General features: G+C 71.0%; 16 protein-coding genes and 1 tRNA gene. 11 read left to right on the top strand and 6 right to left on the bottom strand.

The features are described 5' to 3' along the window. Window positions 1-106 precede the first annotated feature (106 nt). From AB0O01_RS27330 to AB0O01_RS27300, 7 genes are all read left to right on the top strand, one after another. Window positions 107-760: an SCO family protein gene (locus AB0O01_RS27330; protein WP_365317379.1), complete on the top strand. Its 654-nt coding sequence runs from the start codon at window positions 107-109 to the stop codon at window positions 758-760. Beyond that, a complete protein-coding gene (locus AB0O01_RS27325) occupies window positions 757-1,362 on the top strand; it encodes a copper chaperone PCu(A)C (RefSeq protein ID WP_365317378.1) in 606 nt (201 codons plus the stop codon). Before AB0O01_RS27330 ends, AB0O01_RS27325 begins: the two co-directional genes overlap by 4 nt. Window positions 1,363-1,376: 14 nt before the next feature. Next, window positions 1,377-3,368 (top strand): copper resistance protein CopC, encoded by a 1,992-nt coding sequence (locus tag AB0O01_RS27320; protein ID WP_365317376.1) that lies wholly within the window; start codon window positions 1,377-1,379, stop codon window positions 3,366-3,368. An 8-nt stretch (window positions 3,369-3,376) separates the two neighbouring features. Continuing rightward, window positions 3,377-4,885: an iron uptake transporter deferrochelatase/peroxidase subunit gene (gene efeB, locus AB0O01_RS27315; RefSeq protein ID WP_365317374.1), complete on the top strand. Its 1,509-nt coding sequence runs from the start codon at window positions 3,377-3,379 to the stop codon at window positions 4,883-4,885. 184 nt (window positions 4,886-5,069) lie between these two features. After that, the gene (pheA, locus tag AB0O01_RS27310; RefSeq protein WP_365317372.1) at window positions 5,070-6,002 is read left to right on the top strand and encodes a prephenate dehydratase; all 933 of its coding nucleotides are present in this window, start codon (window positions 5,070-5,072) and stop codon (window positions 6,000-6,002) included. Window positions 6,003-6,713: 711 nt separating this feature from the next. Further along, window positions 6,714-7,991 carry a serine--tRNA ligase gene (serS, locus tag AB0O01_RS27305; protein WP_365317370.1) on the top strand — a complete coding sequence of 426 codons (1,278 nt, stop codon included), beginning with the start codon at window positions 6,714-6,716 and terminating at the stop codon, window positions 7,989-7,991. Continuing rightward, a complete protein-coding gene (locus tag AB0O01_RS27300; protein ID WP_365317368.1) occupies window positions 7,988-8,806 on the top strand; it encodes an HAD family hydrolase in 819 nt (272 codons plus the stop codon). The genes serS and AB0O01_RS27300 overlap by 4 nt, the downstream gene beginning before the upstream one ends. A 162-nt stretch (window positions 8,807-8,968) precedes the next feature. Here AB0O01_RS27300 and AB0O01_RS27295 read toward each other — a convergent pair. From AB0O01_RS27295 to AB0O01_RS27270, 6 genes are all read right to left on the bottom strand, one after another. Then, window positions 8,969-9,056, bottom strand: a tRNA-Ser gene (locus AB0O01_RS27295). A gap of 298 nt (window positions 9,057-9,354) precedes the next feature. Next, window positions 9,355-9,591: a hypothetical protein gene (locus AB0O01_RS27290; protein ID WP_365317367.1), complete on the bottom strand. Its 237-nt coding sequence runs from the start codon at window positions 9,589-9,591 to the stop codon at window positions 9,355-9,357. A gap of 275 nt (window positions 9,592-9,866) precedes the next feature. Beyond that, window positions 9,867-10,586, bottom strand: coding sequence for an ABC transporter permease (locus AB0O01_RS27285; RefSeq protein WP_365317365.1), 720 nt, complete (start codon window positions 10,584-10,586; stop codon window positions 9,867-9,869). An 11-nt stretch (window positions 10,587-10,597) separates the two neighbouring features. Beyond that, entirely contained in the window at window positions 10,598-11,509 is a 912-nt protein-coding gene (locus AB0O01_RS27280) for an ABC transporter ATP-binding protein (RefSeq protein WP_365317363.1), read from the bottom strand. Beyond that, complete coding sequence (locus AB0O01_RS27275; protein WP_365317361.1) at window positions 11,506-12,417, bottom strand: ABC transporter permease; 912 nt, start codon at window positions 12,415-12,417, stop codon at window positions 11,506-11,508. The genes AB0O01_RS27280 and AB0O01_RS27275 overlap by 4 nt, the downstream gene beginning before the upstream one ends. Continuing rightward, window positions 12,407-13,468, bottom strand: coding sequence for an ABC transporter ATP-binding protein (locus AB0O01_RS27270; protein ID WP_365317606.1), 1,062 nt, complete (start codon window positions 13,466-13,468; stop codon window positions 12,407-12,409). The genes AB0O01_RS27275 and AB0O01_RS27270 overlap by 11 nt, the downstream gene beginning before the upstream one ends. A 355-nt stretch (window positions 13,469-13,823) precedes the next feature. On the opposite strand from AB0O01_RS27270, the gene AB0O01_RS27265 reads away from it, so the two are divergent. From AB0O01_RS27265 to AB0O01_RS27250, 4 genes are all read left to right on the top strand, one after another. Beyond that, window positions 13,824-14,714: a M24 family metallopeptidase gene (locus AB0O01_RS27265; RefSeq protein ID WP_365317359.1), complete on the top strand. Its 891-nt coding sequence runs from the start codon at window positions 13,824-13,826 to the stop codon at window positions 14,712-14,714. Beyond that, window positions 14,711-16,513: an SDR family oxidoreductase gene (locus AB0O01_RS27260; RefSeq protein WP_365317357.1), complete on the top strand. Its 1,803-nt coding sequence runs from the start codon at window positions 14,711-14,713 to the stop codon at window positions 16,511-16,513. The genes AB0O01_RS27265 and AB0O01_RS27260 overlap by 4 nt, the downstream gene beginning before the upstream one ends. Window positions 16,514-16,721: 208 nt before the next feature. After that, on the top strand, window positions 16,722-17,327 hold the full coding sequence (locus tag AB0O01_RS27255) for an RNA 2'-phosphotransferase (protein WP_365317355.1): 606 nt from the start codon (window positions 16,722-16,724) through the stop codon (window positions 17,325-17,327). A 208-nt stretch (window positions 17,328-17,535) separates the two neighbouring features. Then, on the top strand, window positions 17,536-17,982 hold the full coding sequence (locus tag AB0O01_RS27250; protein WP_365317353.1) for a hypothetical protein: 447 nt from the start codon (window positions 17,536-17,538) through the stop codon (window positions 17,980-17,982). Window positions 17,983-18,007 lie beyond the last annotated feature (25 nt).

Raw genomic sequence — 18,007 nt, 5'->3', positions numbered from 1 at the left:
GGGCCGGCTCCTCCGTCTGACGCCCACCCGGCACTTCGCCCAGAAATTCTCCGGGTACTCCACCCGGAACTCCGCCCGGAACTTCTCCCAGAGGACAACCTTCGTCATGCGCAAGAACACTCTCGCGGCGGCGGCCCTGCTCGCCGCAGCCGCCTTCACCCTCTCGGCCTGCGGCAGCGGCGACGACTCCGGTTCGCCGGTCACCGTGGTCTCCGAGGAGGCCCCCTCGGACCAGGCGGCGACCGTGCTGGACAAGCCGTTCGAGAAGCCCGACCTGGTGCTGACCGACACCCGGGGCGAGTCGTACGACTTCCGGGCCGAGACCGCGGGCAAGCCGACACTGATCTACTTCGGCTACACCAACTGCCCCGATGTCTGCCCGCTGACCATGAACAACATCGCGGTCGCCAAGAAGCAGTTGCCGCAGGCGGAACAGGACGAGTTGCAGATCGTGTTCGTCACCACCGACCCGGAGCGGGACACCGCCGAGGCGCTCGGCGAGTGGCTCCAGGGCATCGACCCCCAGGTGACCGGGCTGACCGGCGACTTCGCCACCATCCAGGCGGGCGCCCGCACACTCGGCATCTCCATCGAGCCGCCCACCAAGGACGCGGACGGCAAGGTCGTCTCCACCCACGGCACCCAGGTCGTCGCGTTCTCCCCGAAGACCGACGGCGGCTATGTCCTCTACGGCGAGGACGCCACCGTGGACGACTACACCGAGGATCTGCCGAAGCTGATCAAGGGGGAGAACCCGTGAGGCTCCGTGGACGGGGGCCGGGGACGGTCCTCGCCGCGCTGCTGATGGGTGGCGCGCTGATCGCAGGCTGCGGGTCCGGGTCCGACTCCGGGTCCGGGGCGTCGGCGGGGCCGGATCTCGCCGTCAGCGCCGCCTATATGCCCCAGCCCGTCTCCGACTCGATGGCGGCCGGCTTCCTGACCGTCTCCAACCGGGGTGGCGAGGCGGCCGAGCTGGTCTCCGTGACCAGCGATCTCGGTGAGGTGACCGTGCACGAGACGGTCGACGGCAGGATGAGCGAGGTCGAGTCCCTCGCCGTACCGGCGGGCGGTCGGCTGGAGCTGGCCAGCGGCGGCAACCATCTGATGTTCGAAAAGCTGACGCACAAGCCGCTGGAAGGCGAGAAGGTCGCCGTGAAGCTCCACTTCGCGGGTATCGAACCGGTCGACGTCGAGATTCCGGTGAAGGCGTCGACGTACACCCCGGCGTCCAGCCGATCGGAATCGTCGGCAGACGGTTCGTCGGCAGGCGACTCGTCGTCGGGCGGCGCATCGGCAGGCGACTCGTCGTCCGGCGGCTCGTCGTCCGACGGCTCGTCCGCAGACCACTCGTCCGGCCACTGAGGGAGGGACCACCCTTGACGCAGTCCATCGCCCCCCGGCTGCGCAGCCTGGTGCTGCTGCTCGTGGCGGTGACCGGCGCGCTCTTCCTGGGCGCCGCACCGGCCTCCGCCCATGCCGCGGTCACCAGCAGCGACCCCCAGCAGGGGGCGGTGGTCGAACAGGCCCCGGCGCAGGTCTCGCTGACCTTCTCCGAACCGGTCTCCGCGCCCGAGGGCAGTGTGCGCGTCCTCGGCCCCAAGGGGGAGCGCGCGGACACCGGTGCCCCCACCAACCCCAGCGACACCATCTACACCGTCAAACTGCACTCGGGCCTGCCCGACGGCACGTACACCGTCACCTATCAGGTCGTCTCCGCCGACAGCCACCCCGTGGCCGGTGCCTTCACCTTCTCCATCAGCGCCCCCTCCGCGACCTCGGTCACCGTGGACGACCAGAACAACGGCGGCGGGGTCGTGGGCGCGCTCTACGACATCGGGCGGTACATCTCGTACGCCGGTTTCACCGTGCTGGCCGGTGGCGCGGCCTTCGTCCTGGTCTGCTGGCAGCGCGGGTCCGGGGTGCGGGCCGTGCAGCGGCTGGTGGTCTCCGGGTGGGTCGCGCTGACCGCCGCCACGCTGTGGCTGCTGCTGCTGCGCGGCTCGTACACCGGCTCCGGCAAGGTCGGGGACATCGTCGATCTGGATCTGCTGGGCGATGTCCTCCAGACCAAGACCGGTGCCGCGCTGGTCTCCCGGCTGCTGCTGCTCGCCGCCGCCGCGCTGTTCATCGCCGTGCTCTTCGGCGCGTACAACAAGCGGGAGGACGCCGAGAAGCGGGATCTGACCTTCGGGCTGGCGGTCGGCGGGGTCGTGGTCGCCGCCGGGCTCGCGGCGAGCTGGGCGATGGCCGAGCACGCCTCCACCGGGATCCAGACCGGTATCGCGATGCCGGTGGACGTTCTGCATCTGCTCGCCGTCGCCGCCTGGCTCGGTGGGCTGTGCACGCTGCTGGTCGCGCTGTACCGGGCGCCCGCCGAGACCCCCCTCGACGCCTTCGCCGTACGCCGCTTCTCCCGGGTCGCCTTCGGCAGCGTGATCGCCCTGGTGGTGACCGGCGTCTACCAGTCCTGGCGCCAGCTCGGCTCCTGGGCCGCCTTCACCGACACCCGCTACGGCCAGTTGCTGCTGGTCAAGCTGGGGCTGGTGGCGGTGCTGGTCGGGATCGCCTGGCTGTCCCGGCGGTGGACGGCACGGCTGGCGGAGGTGACGGTCGCCTCCGGTGCCAAGAAGGCCGCCTCCGGCGCCAAACGGAAGGCGAAGGTGGCGGTGGGCGGCGGCGCCGCCCGGACGGCCACCTCGGGCAAGGGGTCCAAGGGGTCCAAGGGGTCCACGGATTCCAAGGGGTCCGCCGGCGGATCCAAGGGGTCCAAGGACTCCGGCGACCCCCAGCGGGCCGCGCAGCTCGCCCGGCAGCGGGCCGCCGCCGAGGAGGCCACCCGCAAGCGGCTGCGGGACGCCGACCCCAACCGGTTCGGGCTGCGCCGCTCGGTGCTGGCCGAGGCCGGGGTCGCGGTCGTCCTCCTCGCCGTGACCACCGTCCTGACCTCGACCGAACCGGGCCGCACCGAGCTGGACGCCAGATCCGCCGCCTCCCCCGCCGCCACGGATCCCTCGGCGCCCTCGACCGGCGCGGTGACGCTGGACCTGCCGTTCGACACGGGCGGCGAGGACGGCAAGGGGGTCGTGCGGGTCGACATCGATCCCGCGCGGGTCGGCGCCAATGAGGTGCATGTGTATGCCGAGCGGCCCAACGGACGCGCCTTCGACCTCCCCGAGATCGAGCTGGCCTTCACGCTGAAGGCCCAGGACATCGGGCCCCTGCCGGTCGTCCCGGACCACATCACCACCGGCCACTGGTCGGCCGCCGGGGTCCAGATCCCGATGCCGGGCGAGTGGCAGGTCGAGGTGACCGTGAGGACCTCCGACATCGACCAGGTGACCGTCTCCAAGAACGCGCAGATCGGCTAGTACGGACCATGCCCGACCACACCCCGGCCGACGACACGGCCGGCCACGACACCACCTCCCGGATCACCGGCGGGCCGTCGGCCCCGCAGCCCCGGCAGAAGACCCAGCCCCGGCAGAGAACGGTGCCGCCCCAGGACAGCGACGGCGATGCCGAGAGCGATGCCGGGAGCAATGGCCACGACGGCAGCGACAGCCGCAGCAGCAGCGACGTTGACACCGGCAGCCGCAAGAGCAGTAGCGACGTTGACAGCGGCAGCGGCGACGGTGGCTCCGGCCCGGACGGCGCCCGCGAGGGCATCTCCCGGCGGACCCTGCTCGGGACCGCCGGGGCCACCGGGCTGGTGCTCGGGGCGGCGGGCGGGGCCGTCGGCTACGCAGCCGCCCCCGCCGGGGCCACCCCGCTCACGTCCGTCGGCACCGAGCAGGCACCGTTTCACGTGAAACATCAGCCCGGCATCACCACCGCCATGCACGCCCGGGGTCACCTCATCGCCTTCGACCTGGCCCCCGGCGCGGGACGCCGCGAGGCCACCGCCCTGCTGCGCCGCTGGTCCGAGACCGCCCAGCGCCTGATGGCGGGCGAACCCGCCCCCCACGACGACACCGGCGTCGCCCTGGACGCCGGCCCCTCCGCCCTCACCGTCACCTTCGGCCTCGGCCACAGCTTCTTCGCCCGCACCGGGCTGGAAGCACAGCGCCCGGTCGCCCTCGACCCCCTCCCCGACTTCTCCTCCGACCGCCTCGACAGAGCCCGCAGCAACGGCGACCTCTGGGTCCAGATCGGCGCCAACGACGCCCTCGTCGCCTTCCACGCCCTGCGCGCCCTCCAGAAGGACACGGGCAGCACCGCCCGGATCCGCTGGCAGATGAACGGCTTCAACCGCTCACCCGGCGCCACCGCCCGCCCCATGACCACCCGCAACCTCATGGGCCAGATCGACGGCACCCGCAACCCCCGGCCGTCGGAGCCGGACTTCGATGCCCGGATCTGGGTCCCGGCGGCTCCCACCAAGGACCCGGAGTGGATGGCGGACGGCACCTATGTGGTCGTCCGCCGGATCCGGATGCTGCTGGACGACTGGGAGGGCCTCCCGATGAAGGACCAGGAGGGGATCATCGGGCGGCGCAAGGCGGACGGGGCGGCGCTGTCGGCGGGCGCCGACGGCACCGAGACCACCGAGATGGAACTGGACAAGGTCGATGCCGGGGGCGATCTGCTGGTGCCGATCAACGCCCACGCCCGGATCACCCGGCCCGACCAGAACGGGGGCGCGGCGATGCTGCGGCGGCCGTTCTCGTACCACGACGGCTTCGACGCCGACGGGGTGGCGGACGCGGGGCTGCTGTTCGTGTGCTTCCAGGCGGATCCGCTCCGCGGTTTCGTCCCGGTGCAGCGGAAGCTGGACCGCGGGGACGCCCTGTCGGCGTTCATCCGCCACGAGAGCAGCGGACTGTTCGCGGTGCCGGGGGGCGCGGCGGAGGGGGGGTATGTGGGGGAGTCGCTGCTGGAGGGGTGAGGAGGCGGGGGGCGTCCGGAGGTGGGAGGACCGTCGAGGGTGCCAGCTACGTCCTGCTCCCTGCCCGCGCCTGCCCCCGCCCCCGCGCCTGCCCCTGTCCCTGCCCCCGGGACGGGTAGCCCTTAAGAGTGGCCCGCCGTGAGACGGGTCAAACCCGCCTCCCCAGGCCCATTAGGGTGAACCCATGCCAGCGAGCTACGCGTATCTCGGTCCCGAGGGCACCTTCACCGAAGTCGCCCTGCGCACCCTCCCGGAGACCGCCACCCGGGAGCTGATCCCCTACGTGTCCGTCCAGTCCGCGCTGGACGCGGTGCGCGCGGGAGAGGCCGAGGCCGCGTTCGTACCGATCGAGAACTCCGTCGAGGGCGGTATCACCACCACCCTGGACGAGCTGGTCGCGGGCGCCCCGCTGATGATCTACCGCGAGGTGCTGCTGTCGATCACCTTCGCGCTGCTGGTCCGGCCCGGGACGAAGCTGTCGGACATCAAGACGGTCTCCGCGCACCCCGCCGCCCAGCCGCAGGTGCGCAACTGGCTCCGCCGCAACCTCCCGGACGCCGACTGGGAGTCCGCCGCGTCGAACGCGGACGCGGCCCGGCTGGTCCAGGAGGGCCAGTACGACGCCGCCTTCGCCGGCGAGTTCGCCGCCGCGCGCTACGGGCTGGATGCGCTGGAGACCGGGATCCACGACGCGGAGAACGCGCAGACCCGTTTCGTGCTGGTGGGCCGCCCGGCCCGGCCCGCGGCGCCGACCGGCGCGGACAAGACCTCGGTCGTGCTCTGGCAGCGCGACGACCACCCGGGCGGGCTGCGTGATCTGCTCGGCGAGTTCGCCACCCGGGGCATCAACCTGATGCTGCTCCAGTCCCGCCCGACCGGCGCCGGAATCGGCAACTACTGCTTCTGCGTCGACGCCGAGGGGCATATCTCCGACCGACGGGTGGCCGAGGCCCTGACGGGGCTGAAGCGGATCTGCCACGAGGTGCGGTTCCTGGGCTCGTACCCGCGTGCGGACGCCACGGCGGCGGATGTCCGGCCACCGCTGATCGGGACGTCGGACGAGGAATTCGTGACAGCGGCGGACTGGGTGGCGCGCTGCCAGGACGGACGTTTCTGAAAGGGGTCGGGTTCCCCTTACGCCCTCCTCCTCCTTCCTCCTTTTTCCTTCCCCTCCCCGTCCCCGTCCCTCAGTGATCCCGTACGCCTTACCTCTCCACCTCCGACGGCTTTCACATGCATCACACCTGTCACATCAACCCCACCTGCCTCATCCGCCACCTTCACCCCGCCCGCCACACCAGTCCTACCTGCTGATTTTCGTTATCCACAGGAGTTATCCACAGGTGGGCTTCTCGACCTGGGGACAAGTCGACACGGCAGCGCGAGCCGGTCGACAAATCGCTCTGCTCGCCCTCACCCCGTCCACCGGAGCGCACATCACCCGTGCATCACCCGTCGTCCACTGTTTTCCCAAGGGCAACTCTTCAGAGTTACTCATTTCCACTCGAACGTGGGCTTAAGGGAGGTTTCAGCCGGGAATTCCCGTTGTCGATCACGGTGCTCGGAGTGATCAATTCCGATGTCCACAGATCTTCCGCACAGCCTGTGGATAACCCTTCGAAGAGTGTGGATCGCTGTGGACAACCGAACCCCCAAGTCCCGTTCTCCACAAGGAATTCCGGTCAACCGGCCGTCGTTCGACTCCCCCGTTCCAGGGATCCGGTAGATCTTTCTTGACACATGCGGCAATTCCCCCATAACCCTATGTAAGCCGCACCACCCCTTTATGAGTCGTGACCGCTCCTCGCACACCGGTAGCCTGGGGCGCGTGATTGACCTTCGTCTGCTCCGTGAGGACCCCGACCGTGTGCGCGCGTCCCAGCGCGCCCGTGGAGAGGATGTCGCTCTCGTCGACTCCCTTCTCTCCGCCGACGAGCGGCGCAGGTCCTCCGGCGTGCGCTTCGACGAACTGCGCGCCGAGCAGAAGCAGCTCGGCAGGCTGATCCCCAAGGCCACCGGCGACGAGAAGGCCGCGCTGCTGAAGCAGGCCGGTCAGCTCGCCGCCGATGTCAAGGCCGCCGACGCCGAGCGCGACGCCGCCGTCGCCGAGACCCAGGAACTCCTCGGCCGGCTGGGCAACCTCATCCACCCCGACGTCCCCGTCGGCGGCGAGGAGGACTTCGTCACGCTGGAGACGCACGGCACGCACCGCGACTTCGACGCCGAGGGCTTCACCCCCAGGGACCATCTGGAGCTGGGCACCCTCCTCGGCGCGATCGACGTCGAGCGCGGCGCCAAGGTCTCCGGTTCCCGCTTCTACTTCCTCACCGGCGTCGGCGCCCTGCTGGAGCTGGCCCTGGTCAACGCGGCCATCGCCCAGGCCACGGCGGCCGGGTTCACCCCGATGCTGACCCCGGCCCTGGTCCGCCCCCAGTCGATGGCGGGCACCGGCTTCCTCGGCCAGGCCGCGCAGGACGTCTACCACCTCGACAAGGACGACCTCTATCTGGTCGGCACCTCCGAGGTCCCGCTCGCCGCGTACCACATGGACGAGATCCTCGACGCCGACCGCCTGCCGCTGCGCTACGCCGGGTTCTCCCCGTGCTTCCGCCGCGAGGCCGGCTCGCACGGCAAGGACACCCGGGGCATCTTCCGCGTCCACCAGTTCGACAAGGTCGAGATGTTCTCGTATGTCGCCCCCGAGGACTCCGCGGCCGAGCACCAGCGGCTGCTGGAGTGGGAGAAGCAGTGGCTGACCGCCCTGGAGCTGCCGTTCCGGGTGATCGACGTGGCCTCCGGCGACCTCGGCTCCTCGGCCTCGCGCAAGTTCGACTGCGAGGCGTGGATCCCCACGCAGGGCAAGTACCGCGAGCTGACCTCCACCTCGGACTGCACCGAGTACCAGTCCCGCCGCCTCGCCATCCGGATGCGTGACGGCAAGACCGTCCGCCCGCTGGCCACCCTCAACGGCACCCTGTGCGCGGTACCGCGCACGATCGTGGCGATCCTGGAGAACCACCAGCAGGCCGACGGTTCCGTCCGCGTCCCCGAGGTGCTGCGCCCTTACCTGGGCGGGCGGGAAGTCCTGGAACCGGTGGCCAAGTGAGCGCGGCGGGCCTGGGCCAGGACCTGGCGTACCGGCTGATCGCGACCGACCTGGACGGAACGCTTCTGCGCTCCGACGGGACGGTCTCCGCGCGCACTCGTGACGCGCTCGCCGCCATCACCGCGGCGGGCGCCGCACACATCGTCGTCACCGGCCGCGCGGTCCCCTGGACCCGCTCCATCCTCGACGACCTCGGCTACCAGGGTCTCGCCGTCTGCGGCCAGGGCGGGCAGGTGTACCACGCCGGGGAGCACCGGCTGCTCACCTCGGTCACCCTGGACCGGCAGCTCGCGGCGCTCGCGCTGGCGAAGATCGAGGCGGAGACCGGCCCGCTGTTCCTGGCGGCGAGCCGGGACGGCCTGGACGGCGATGTCCTGGTCGGCCCCGGCTACGCCCTCCAGGGCACCCTGCCCGCCGTCCCCCTCACGGAGGTGTCCGACCTCTGGACCGCCCCGCTCAACAAGATCTACATACAGCACCCGACGCTCTCCGACGACGCGCTCGCCGAGGCCGCCCGCCAGGCCGCCGGTGGTTTCGTCACCGTCGCCATGGCCGGTGAGGGGATCGTCGAACTCCTCCCCCTCGGGCTGACCAAGGCCACCGGCCTCTCGCTGGCCGCCCGTCGGCTCAGCCTCACCTCGGCCGACACCATCGCGTTCGGCGACATGCCCAATGATGTGCCGATGTTCGGATGGGCGGCGCACGGGGTGGCCATGGCCAACGCCCATGCCGAACTGAAGGCGGTCGCCGACGAGGTGACCACCACGAACGACGAGGACGGCATCGCGGTGGTGCTGGAGCGGTTGCTGGGCTGAGGGGTCGGGGTTGAGCCTGGAAGGCCGAGACTCAGGGTGAGGGGCTTGCCCGGCGGTCGCCGGTCCCCGGGGATGCTCAGGTGGGTCGCGGTCTCAGGTCGGTGGCGGTGTTGATACCGCTGTCGTCGTTGGGGCCGGCGGTCTCATGTCGGTACTCCAGGGCGGAGGATGCACGATTCGAACGTGCGCGGGCCTCAAGGACCCGACCTGGGCGTAGCAAACCCGTGCCTTACCACTCGGCCAATCCTCCGGGAGGGCGGTCCACGTGAGGCGCCCGCGCAGGGGCGTCACGTGCTCGAAGCGACCGCCCCGGGCGGCTCCTTGGCGATCGGACTCGACGGAGGCGTAACTACTCCGGAGTCCGCCGCGGGCCACCCTGACAGAAGCCGGACGTACTGTCGTGCATCGACATCGCCCCGCTCCTCTCCCCGCTCGTCACGCCGGTCCGATCCGGCGTCGTGGACATCTCCACTGTGCCCGTACCAGGGGTCGGCCGCCACCGAATTACCCCGGGCCGCCCACCTGGCGTCCCGCCCCGGCCGACCGCTCTACCGGCGGCGCCACCTGCGGCGACGGGCCTTGCTGAAGAACCAGCCCGCGGGCGGCTCGTCCGAGCGCCAGGGCTGCGGCTCCGGCTCCTCCCGGCGCCAGCGGGCGGCCAGCATCCGGGCCCGGGCGGACGGCTCGGCGGTCTCCGCGGAGCGTATGAAGTCCTCGTCCAGGACCAGGCCGCCCTCCCAGTCCCCCTCGTCACGGTCGCCGGTGGCCGGCGTCTTGTCTGCCATCCCCGTTCCCTTCCCGACCCGCGTTCCCCGCGGCCCTGCATTCCCCGCGTCCCGCGTTCCCTCATGGATTTCGGCGTACTTTTCGGGACACATCTCTTGTGTCCCGTTCCGCCAGTGTGCCCGGCGGCGGGTGAAGCCCCCGTCAAGGACCCTGGTGACACCGGAGCCCCGGTGACGCCAGAGCCCTGGTGACGCCAGAGCCCTGGTGACGCCCGAGCCCTGGTGGACGGGGGCCGCACCCCCGGCAACTCCGGCGGGTACAGGCCGGAGGCCGTCTACTCCTCCCCGGCCAGCGTCAGTGTGCGCAGCTTCTGCCCGGCGTACCAGGTGGCCAGGACGGTCACCGCGACCAGCAGGATCGTCGCCGTGCTCAGGCCGACGTCCGAGGTGACCAGTTCGTTGCCGGAGACCTGCTGGGCCACCGCCAGCGACCACTGCTGGACGCTCAGGGTGCGCGCGCCGGGCACCAGGGAGCCGAACAGCGCCTCCCAGACCAGCGCGTAGACCAGCCCGAACACCACCGCGTGCCGCGAGACCGTGCCCAGCAGCAGGAACATCGCCGCGTACGCGATGGAGGCGACCAGCGCGGCCACCGTGTAGGCGACGGCGATCTGCTGGCCGTTGCCGTTGAGGATGAATCCGGCGATCAGGGTCGGCAGGGCCGAGAAGACCATGGTCACGGCGATGGCGACGATCAGCTTGGTGAAGATGATCGTCGGCCGCTTCAGCGGCTTGGACAGCAGATACACCACCGAGCCGTCGTCGATCTCCGGGCCGATCGCGCCCGTTCCGGCGATGACGCCGATGATCGGCACCATCGTGGCCAGCGCCAGCCCGCCGAGGAGGTCGGACGAGGTCTGGTCGTCCGCGCCGACCAGGGCGCGCACGATCACCGCGATCACGATCAGCAGCATCGGCAGCGCGCCGAGGATCAGGGCGCGGCGCCGGCCGAGGAGGGCCCGGTAGGTGAGCCGGGCGACTGTGGGGTCGTACATGGTTCGGCCTCCTACGCCGCGACGAGATACGAGAAGACGGATTCGAGGGACTCGTCGGACGGCGAGACCGTGAGCAGCCGGATGCCGTGCTCACGGGCCACCCGCGGCAGCAGGGTCGTGAACCGGCCGAAGTCGACGGCCTGGATGCGCAGCGCGCCCTCGGCGTGATCGACCTCGATGCCGGAGGTGGACGGGTCGGCGATCAGGGCGGCGGCCAGCGCGCGGTCGTCGCTGGAGCGGACCAGATAGCGGTGCGGCCGGTCGGTCATCAGGCGGCGGATCTTGCGGAAGTCGCCGCTGGCCGCGTGGCGTCCGGCGACCACGACCTCGATGTGCCAGGCGAGTTGCTCGACCTCTTCGAGGATGTGGGAGGAGAACAGCACCGTGCGCCCCTCGTCGCCCATTCTGCGGAGCAGGTCCATGAGCTGCATGCGCTGGCGGGGGTCCATGCCGTTGAAGGGTTCGTCGAGCAGCAGCAGCGATGGTTCATGGACCAGGGCGGACGCCATCTTCACCCGCTGGCGCATGCCCTTGGAGTAGGTGGCGATCTTGCGGTCCTGGGCGTACTCCATCTCGACCGTGGCCAGCGCCTTGCGCGCCTCCCGGTCGCCCAGGCCGTGCAGTTCGGCGTTGGCGACGACGAACTCGCGGCCGGTGAGGAAGTCGTACATCGCCTCGCGCTCGGGGACGACGCCGATGTGCCGGTAGATCTGCTCGTTGCGCCAGACCTGCCGGCCGTCGAGGGTGACCGTGCCGGTGGAGGGGGCGAGGAAGCCGCCCATCATGTTGATCAGGGTGGACTTTCCGGCGCCGTTGGGGCCGAGCAGGCCGGTGACGCCGGGGCCGATGGTCATGGTGATGTCGTTGACCGCGACCACATTGCCGAACCAGCGGGAGACATGGTCGAGGGAGAGGGTGGTCACAGTCCGACCTTTCGGTAGCGGCGCATCAGGAGGCCGTAGCAGCCGGCGATGAAGCCCAGCGCGACCAGGGCGTAGACCACGCCCTCGGCGGCCGAGGGGCCGTTGCCGCCGGGGAACGCCGATCCGGCGCCCAGGAACGCGGTCTGCACCCCGTCGATCAGCGTGATCGGCGAGAACAGGCCGATCCAGGGGACGGCGCTCGCGCTGCCCTGCACCTCGGCGATCGACTGGAGGGTGGAGACCGCGCCGTAGGAGATGGTGAGGACGGCGATGACGGCGGCGATGCCGAAGCCGCGGCGCGGGGTGACGGCCGCGATGACCAGGCCGAGGCCGGCGAAGAGCAGCGAGAGCAGAGCCACGGAGACGAGTCCCTGTGCGAATCCCTTGGTCTGGTCGGCGAAGTCCAGCTCCGCCAGCAGCGCTCCGATGTAGAGCACCAGCAGCGGGGCGGCGGTCAGGAGGAACAGCGCGGAGGCCAGCGCCGCGAACTTGGCGCGGACGTAGTCGGAGGTCTCGATCGGCCGCGAGAAGTACAGCGGGACGGTCTTGAAACGCAGGTCGCGCGAGACCGACTGGGGTGCCTGCGAGGCGACGAACAGGCTGATCACGGCCTGCATCACGATGGCGTAGCGGGTGTAGTCCAGGGGCAGTTCGCTGGCCTTGGTGGCGACGGCGACGGCGACCATGATGGCCGCGGGCACGCACATCACCACGAAGAGCAGCATCGGCAGCACCTTGGACTTCACCGAGCGGCCGAGGCCGTAGGCGCCGCGCAGGGACTGCGAGTACAGCGACCGGCGGGCGTAGGCGCGGCCGAGACGAGGACCGTCGTAATTGCGGTATCCGATGTTGTGGATACGGGTCTGGTCGCCGCCCGGGGCGGGGGCGACGGGGTGCTCAACGGCCATGGCCGACGGCCTCCTTGGACTCGCTGCCGGGCGCGCCACCGGACTCCGTGCCGGGCACCCCGCCGGACGCGCCGCCGGGCGCACCACCAGAGATGTCGCCGGGCGCGTCGGCCGAGGCGCCGGCCGCCTCGTCGGTGAAGACCTCGGCGATGTGGTGGCGGCGCTGCTCCATGCGCACCAGGCCGAGGCCCAGGTCGGTCACCAGGTCGCGGACCAGGTCGTGGGTCTCCTCGCCGCGGGCGGTGAGCAGCAGGATGTGTCCGGCGCCGGGCAGTCCGCTGCCGGCCTGGACCTCCATGCCGCGTGCGAGGAGGGCCTCGCGCAGGGCGCGGGTGCCGTCGGGGTGGGCGTCGGTGTCGGTGACCTCGATGGCGAGGGTGGTGGTGATCTGGGTGAAGTCGGTGGTGGAACTGGAGCGCAGCAGCTTGCCGCCGTCGACCACGACGACATGGTCGCAGGTGCGCTCCAGCTCGCCGAGGAGGTGGGACGTGACCAGGACCGAAATGCCGAAGTCTGTGTGGATCCGGCGGATCAGGCCGAGCATCTCGTCGCGGCCGACCGGGTCGAGGCCGTTGGTCGGCTCGTCGAGGAAGACCAGCTTCGGGTCGTGGACCAGCGCCTGGGCGAGCTTGACGCGCTGCTTCATGCCCGTCGAGTAGCCGCCGATGGGGCGGTAGCGCTCCTCGTAGAGCCCGACGTGGCGCAGGGTGTCGGCGGTGCGCTCGCGCGCGGCGGTCGGCGGGAGGCCGGACATCCGGGCCATGTGCACGACGAACTCGGTGGCCGAGACATCGGGCGGCAGGCAGTCGTGCTCCGGCATATAGCCGACGCGCTCACGGATGGTGGCGCCCTTGGTCGCGACGTCGAGGCCGAGCACTTCGGCGCGGCCCTCCGTGGCGGGGGACAGACCCAGCAGGATCTTGATCAGTGTGGACTTGCCGGCTCCATTGGCTCCGACGAGTCCGGTCACACCGGGCCCGACGTCCACGGAGAGCCGGTCAAGAGCGGTCACCCGGGGGAACCGCTTGCTCAGGCTTTCGGTCGAGATCACAGTCACAGGGAAAACCGTAGTGACGCGGGCCACGCCGGTCGTCACCCCGGAGAGCCGTCTTCGCCTCACCCTGGAGTCGTACGGGACCCCTAGGGTCCCCCTCCAGGGGGGTGCGGGTCCCCCGGAGAACCTCTCGGGGACGCCGCGCGAAAGCCGTGCGCAGACTGTGCGCACAGCCGCGCGAAAGCCGTGCGCAGAGCCGTACGGAACCCGCGCGTAGGGCCGTACTCAGCGCCCCCGGGGAGCCGGCCCCACCCGCCTTATTGACGCAAGCTCTAACAAGTGCGAGATTCGGCAACGTCAAGTTACGACCACGTACCGCGACCGGTGGGGCGGGGATGCGATGACGGCGGCAATGAACGGGACGACGGCGGCGACCGGCGGGACGACAACGCCGATCAGCGGGAAAACTGCGCTGACCAGCGGATACGCGGAAGAGCTACGCGGCTTCCGGACCGTGCAGCGGCTGGCGTACGCGTGCGCCGAGGCGGTCGCCGCGCGGCTCGCGCCCGGGGTGACCGAGCGTGAGGCGGCCCGGATGCAGCGCGCGTGGCTGCGCGAGCGGGGGGTGCGGGACTGGTTCCATCTGCCGTTCGCCTGGTTCGGCGACCGCACGGCGTTCGTGAACTTCCGGGTCCCGCTCCAGTTCTTCCCGACGAACCGGGCGCTGGAGCCCGGGATGCCGTTCATCCTGGACATGGCCCCGGTCTTCGAGGGGTACACGGCCGATGTCGGCTACTCCGGCTCGCTCGGCCCGAACCCCGTGCAGGACCGGCTGATGGCGGACCTGGAGGCGCATCGGGAACTGATCCTGCGGGAGGTGCGGGAGCGGCGCCCGCTGCGGGAGATCTACGAGGACGTGGACCGGCTCCTGATCCGCCAGGGCCATGCCAACCGGCACCGCGCGTATCCGTTCGGGGTGATCGCCCACAAGGTGGACCGGGTGAAGGAACGCCGCTGGTCACCGCAGTTGTTCGGGTTCGGCACCCAGTCCCTGAAGGGGCTCGCGGCCGACGCCCTGCATGGGCACCGCGAGGGCTGGTCGCCGCTCTGGTCGCCGTACCGCTGCTCCGATCATCCGCCGCGGCCGGGGCTGTGGGCGGTCGAGCCGCACCTCGGGTTCCGCGGCACCGGCGCCAAGTTCGAGGAGATCCTCGTCGTCACCGACGCGAAGGACCCCGAGGAGAGCGCCTTCTGGCTGGACGACGATCTGCCGCACGTGCGGCGCTGGGCGGAGGAGAAATGAGCCGGGACGAAGCGGGTATGGGCCGCGACGAAGCGGGCCTGAGCGGGCTGGAGGGCGCGCGGGAGCGCCGGGTGGCGACCGGGGGCGTCGACCTGTGCGTCGCCGAACTGGGCGACAGCGCGGCCCCGACCGTCGTCCTGGTGCACGGCTACCCGGACAGCAAGGAGGTCTGGTCGAAGGTCGCCGCCCGGCTCGCCGACCGCTTCCATGTGGTGCTGTACGACGTCCGCGGCCATGGCCGGTCGACGGCCCCGCGTCCGCTGCGCGGCGGGTTCACCCTGGAGAAGCTCACCGATGACTTCCTGGCTGTGGCGGACGCGGTCAGTCCGGACCGGCCGGTGCATCTGGTGGGGCACGACTGGGGCTCGGTGCAGTCCTGGGAGTTCGTGACGGTCAGGCGCACGGAGGGGCGGATCGCGTCTTTCACCTCGATGTCGGGCCCCTCCCTCGACCACTTCGGCCACTGGATCGGCACCCGCCTCAAGCGCCCCACCCCGCGCCGCGCCGGACAGCTCCTCGGGCAGGGCGCCAGGTCCTGGTACGTGTACGCGCTGCACACCCCGGCCCTCCCGGAACTGGCCTGGCGCGGACCGCTCGGGCGGCGCTGGCCCGGCATCCTGAAGCGTCTGGAAGGGGTCTCCGACGACGGCTACCCCACCCCCTCGCTCCCCGAGGACGCCGCGCACGGCGCCTGGCTGTACCGCGACAACGTCCGCCGCCGCCTCACCCGCCCCCGCCCCGACGCCCACGCCCACGCCCCCGTACAGCTCATCACCCCCCTCGACGACGTCTATCTCTGCGAGCGGCTCTACGACGATCTGGAACGGTGGGCTCCGCAGTTGACCCGGCGGACCCTGCCCGCCCGGCACTGGATCCCGCGCACCCGGCCGGAGCAGGTCTCGGCCTGGATCGAGGAGTTCATCTCCGGCGTCGAGGGCGGCCGGCCCGAGCCCCGGACGGCCTCCGGTCGCCATGCCGACCGGTTCGCCGGGCAGTTGGTGCTGGTCACGGGCGCGGGCAGCGGCATAGGGCGGGCCACGACGTTCGCGTTCGCGGAGGCTGGAGCCCGGGTGGTGGCGGTCGACCGGGACGGCGAAACGGCCGCCAGGACCGCCGAGATGGCCCGGCTGATCGGCGCCCGGGACGCCTGGCCGGAGACCGTGGACGTGGCCGACGAGGAGGCCATGGAGAAGCTCGCGGAGAAGGTCGCCACCGAGTACGGGGTGGTCGACGTCCTGGTGAACAACGCCGGGGTGGGGCTGTCCGGTTCATTCTTCGACACCACCACCGACGACTGGCGCCGGGTCCTGGACGTCAACCTCTGGGGGGTGATCCACGGCTGCCGGCTGTTCGGGCGCCAGATGGCCGAGCGCGGTCAGGGCGGCCAGATCGTCAACATCGCCTCGGCGGCGGCCTATCAGCCGTCCAGGGCGCTGCCCGCCTACAGCACCACCAAGGCGGCCGTTCTGATGCTCAGCGAGTGCCTGCGCGCCGAACTCGCCGGTCAGGACATCGGAGTCACCGCCATCTGCCCCGGCCTGGTCAACACCAACATCACCTCCACCGCCCGTTTCGCGGGGGTCGACGCGGAGGAGGAGAAGCGCCGCCGGAAGCGCTCCGCGCGGCTGTACGGGATGCGCAACTACCCGCCGGAGAAGGTCGCGGACGCGATTCTGCGGGCCGTGGTGCGCAATGAGGCGGTGGTTCCCGTGACGCCCGAGGCACGGGGGGCGCGGCTGCTGTCCCGCTTTCTGCCGGGGGCGCTGCGGGCGCTGGCCCGGGTGGAACCACCGGTGTAGGGAGGGGTGTTGGGGAAGTCGGGGTGAGGCAGAGGACTTTCCCCAAATCGCCTATATCAAAGCCTTTTTCGCGAAAGCCCCTGGAGATCAAGAGTAGTTGTCCACAGAATCGCCAATTCATCTGTGGATAACCACTGTTGGTTGTGGATCAAACCTGGGGCGCAAAAATCATATGCGTGATTCAGGTCTCGCCCGGCACTCTGACGGGATGGACGAACGACGTACTGTGAAGGTGTCGAAGTACCTCTCCAAGCACCTTCGCCACCAGCCCAAACGGATCGGGCTGGAGCCAGACGCGGGCGGCTGGGTCGAGATCGACGCCCTCATCACCGCGGCGGCGGCCCACGGCTTCCGGTTCACCCGCGAGGAACTGGACCGGGTGGTCGCCACGAACGACAAGAAGCGGTTCGCGGTCGAGGGCACCCGGATCCGCGCCAGCCAGGGCCACACCATCGACGTGGACCTCGGCCTCGCCCCGGCCACCCCGCCGCCGTACCTCTACCACGGCACGGTCGCGCGGTATCTCGACGCGATCCGCGCGGAGGGCCTCCGGCCGATGAACCGGCACGATGTACACCTCTCCGCCGACCGCGAGACCGCGACCCGCGTCGGCGCCCGCCGCGGACGCCCGGTGGTGCTCGCCGTCGACTCCGGCGCCATGCACCGGGACGGCCATGAGTTCCAGGTCAGCGCGAACGGGGTGTGGCTGACGGCGGCGGTACCGGCGGGGTATCTGCGGTTTCCGGGGGCAGCGGGAGGCACGGGGGGAGCGGGGGGAGCGGGGAGCCACGGGGGAGAGCCCGGGGGAGGCTGAGCGGGGTCGGGCGCAGTGGCTCGGGGAGAGGCCGGCGGCTTCCTCCCGGCCGCCCGGCGAAGGCGAGCGGACTCCCGTCCGAGGGCCCGGCGAAGGCGAGCGGACTCCCGTCCGAGGGCCCGGCGAAGGCGAGCGGACTCGCGTCCGAGGGCCCGGCGAAGGCGAGCGGACTCGCGTCCGGCGCGCGATGCATCGCATCATCGTGCCCATGGAGCACCTTCCCACCACCGAGGCCGCCGTCACCGCCCTCCGTGCCCTCGCCGAGGAGTACGGGCGGGAGATCCTCGTCGGCCATGACATCGGCGCAGACCAGACCTCGCGGCGCAGCGCGGCCGGCGTCGGCGTGACCACCGACCCGGACGGCTCGCTGCCGCACGAGGCCTACGTCGAGTTCGGCGGCTCGCCCGTGGTGGATGTCCGGCTCTTCCCGGAGGACGACGCGCTGATCAAGGTCGACGGTGTCGAGTTCCACGACATCCCCCGCGACGAGGTCCCCGACTTCCTCCGCTCGGTCTACGGCGGCCTGGCCTATGTCAAGGGCCGCCTCTTCCCGCCCGGCTACCGCCTGATCGTGCCGCTGCCCGGCGACCGGACCTACAAGGAGCTGATCGCGATGATCAGCCTCACACCATGGCTGAGCGAGCAGGTGCGGTGAGGAGAGGAAGGGAGGAGCGGGGAAA

This window comes from Streptomyces sp. NPDC093252, from assembly GCF_040683675.1.
Lineage (GTDB): Bacteria > Actinomycetota > Actinomycetes > Streptomycetales > Streptomycetaceae > Streptomyces.
Note: the sequence above shows the minus strand (reverse complement) of the source record. Positions and strands in the feature narration are given on the sequence as shown.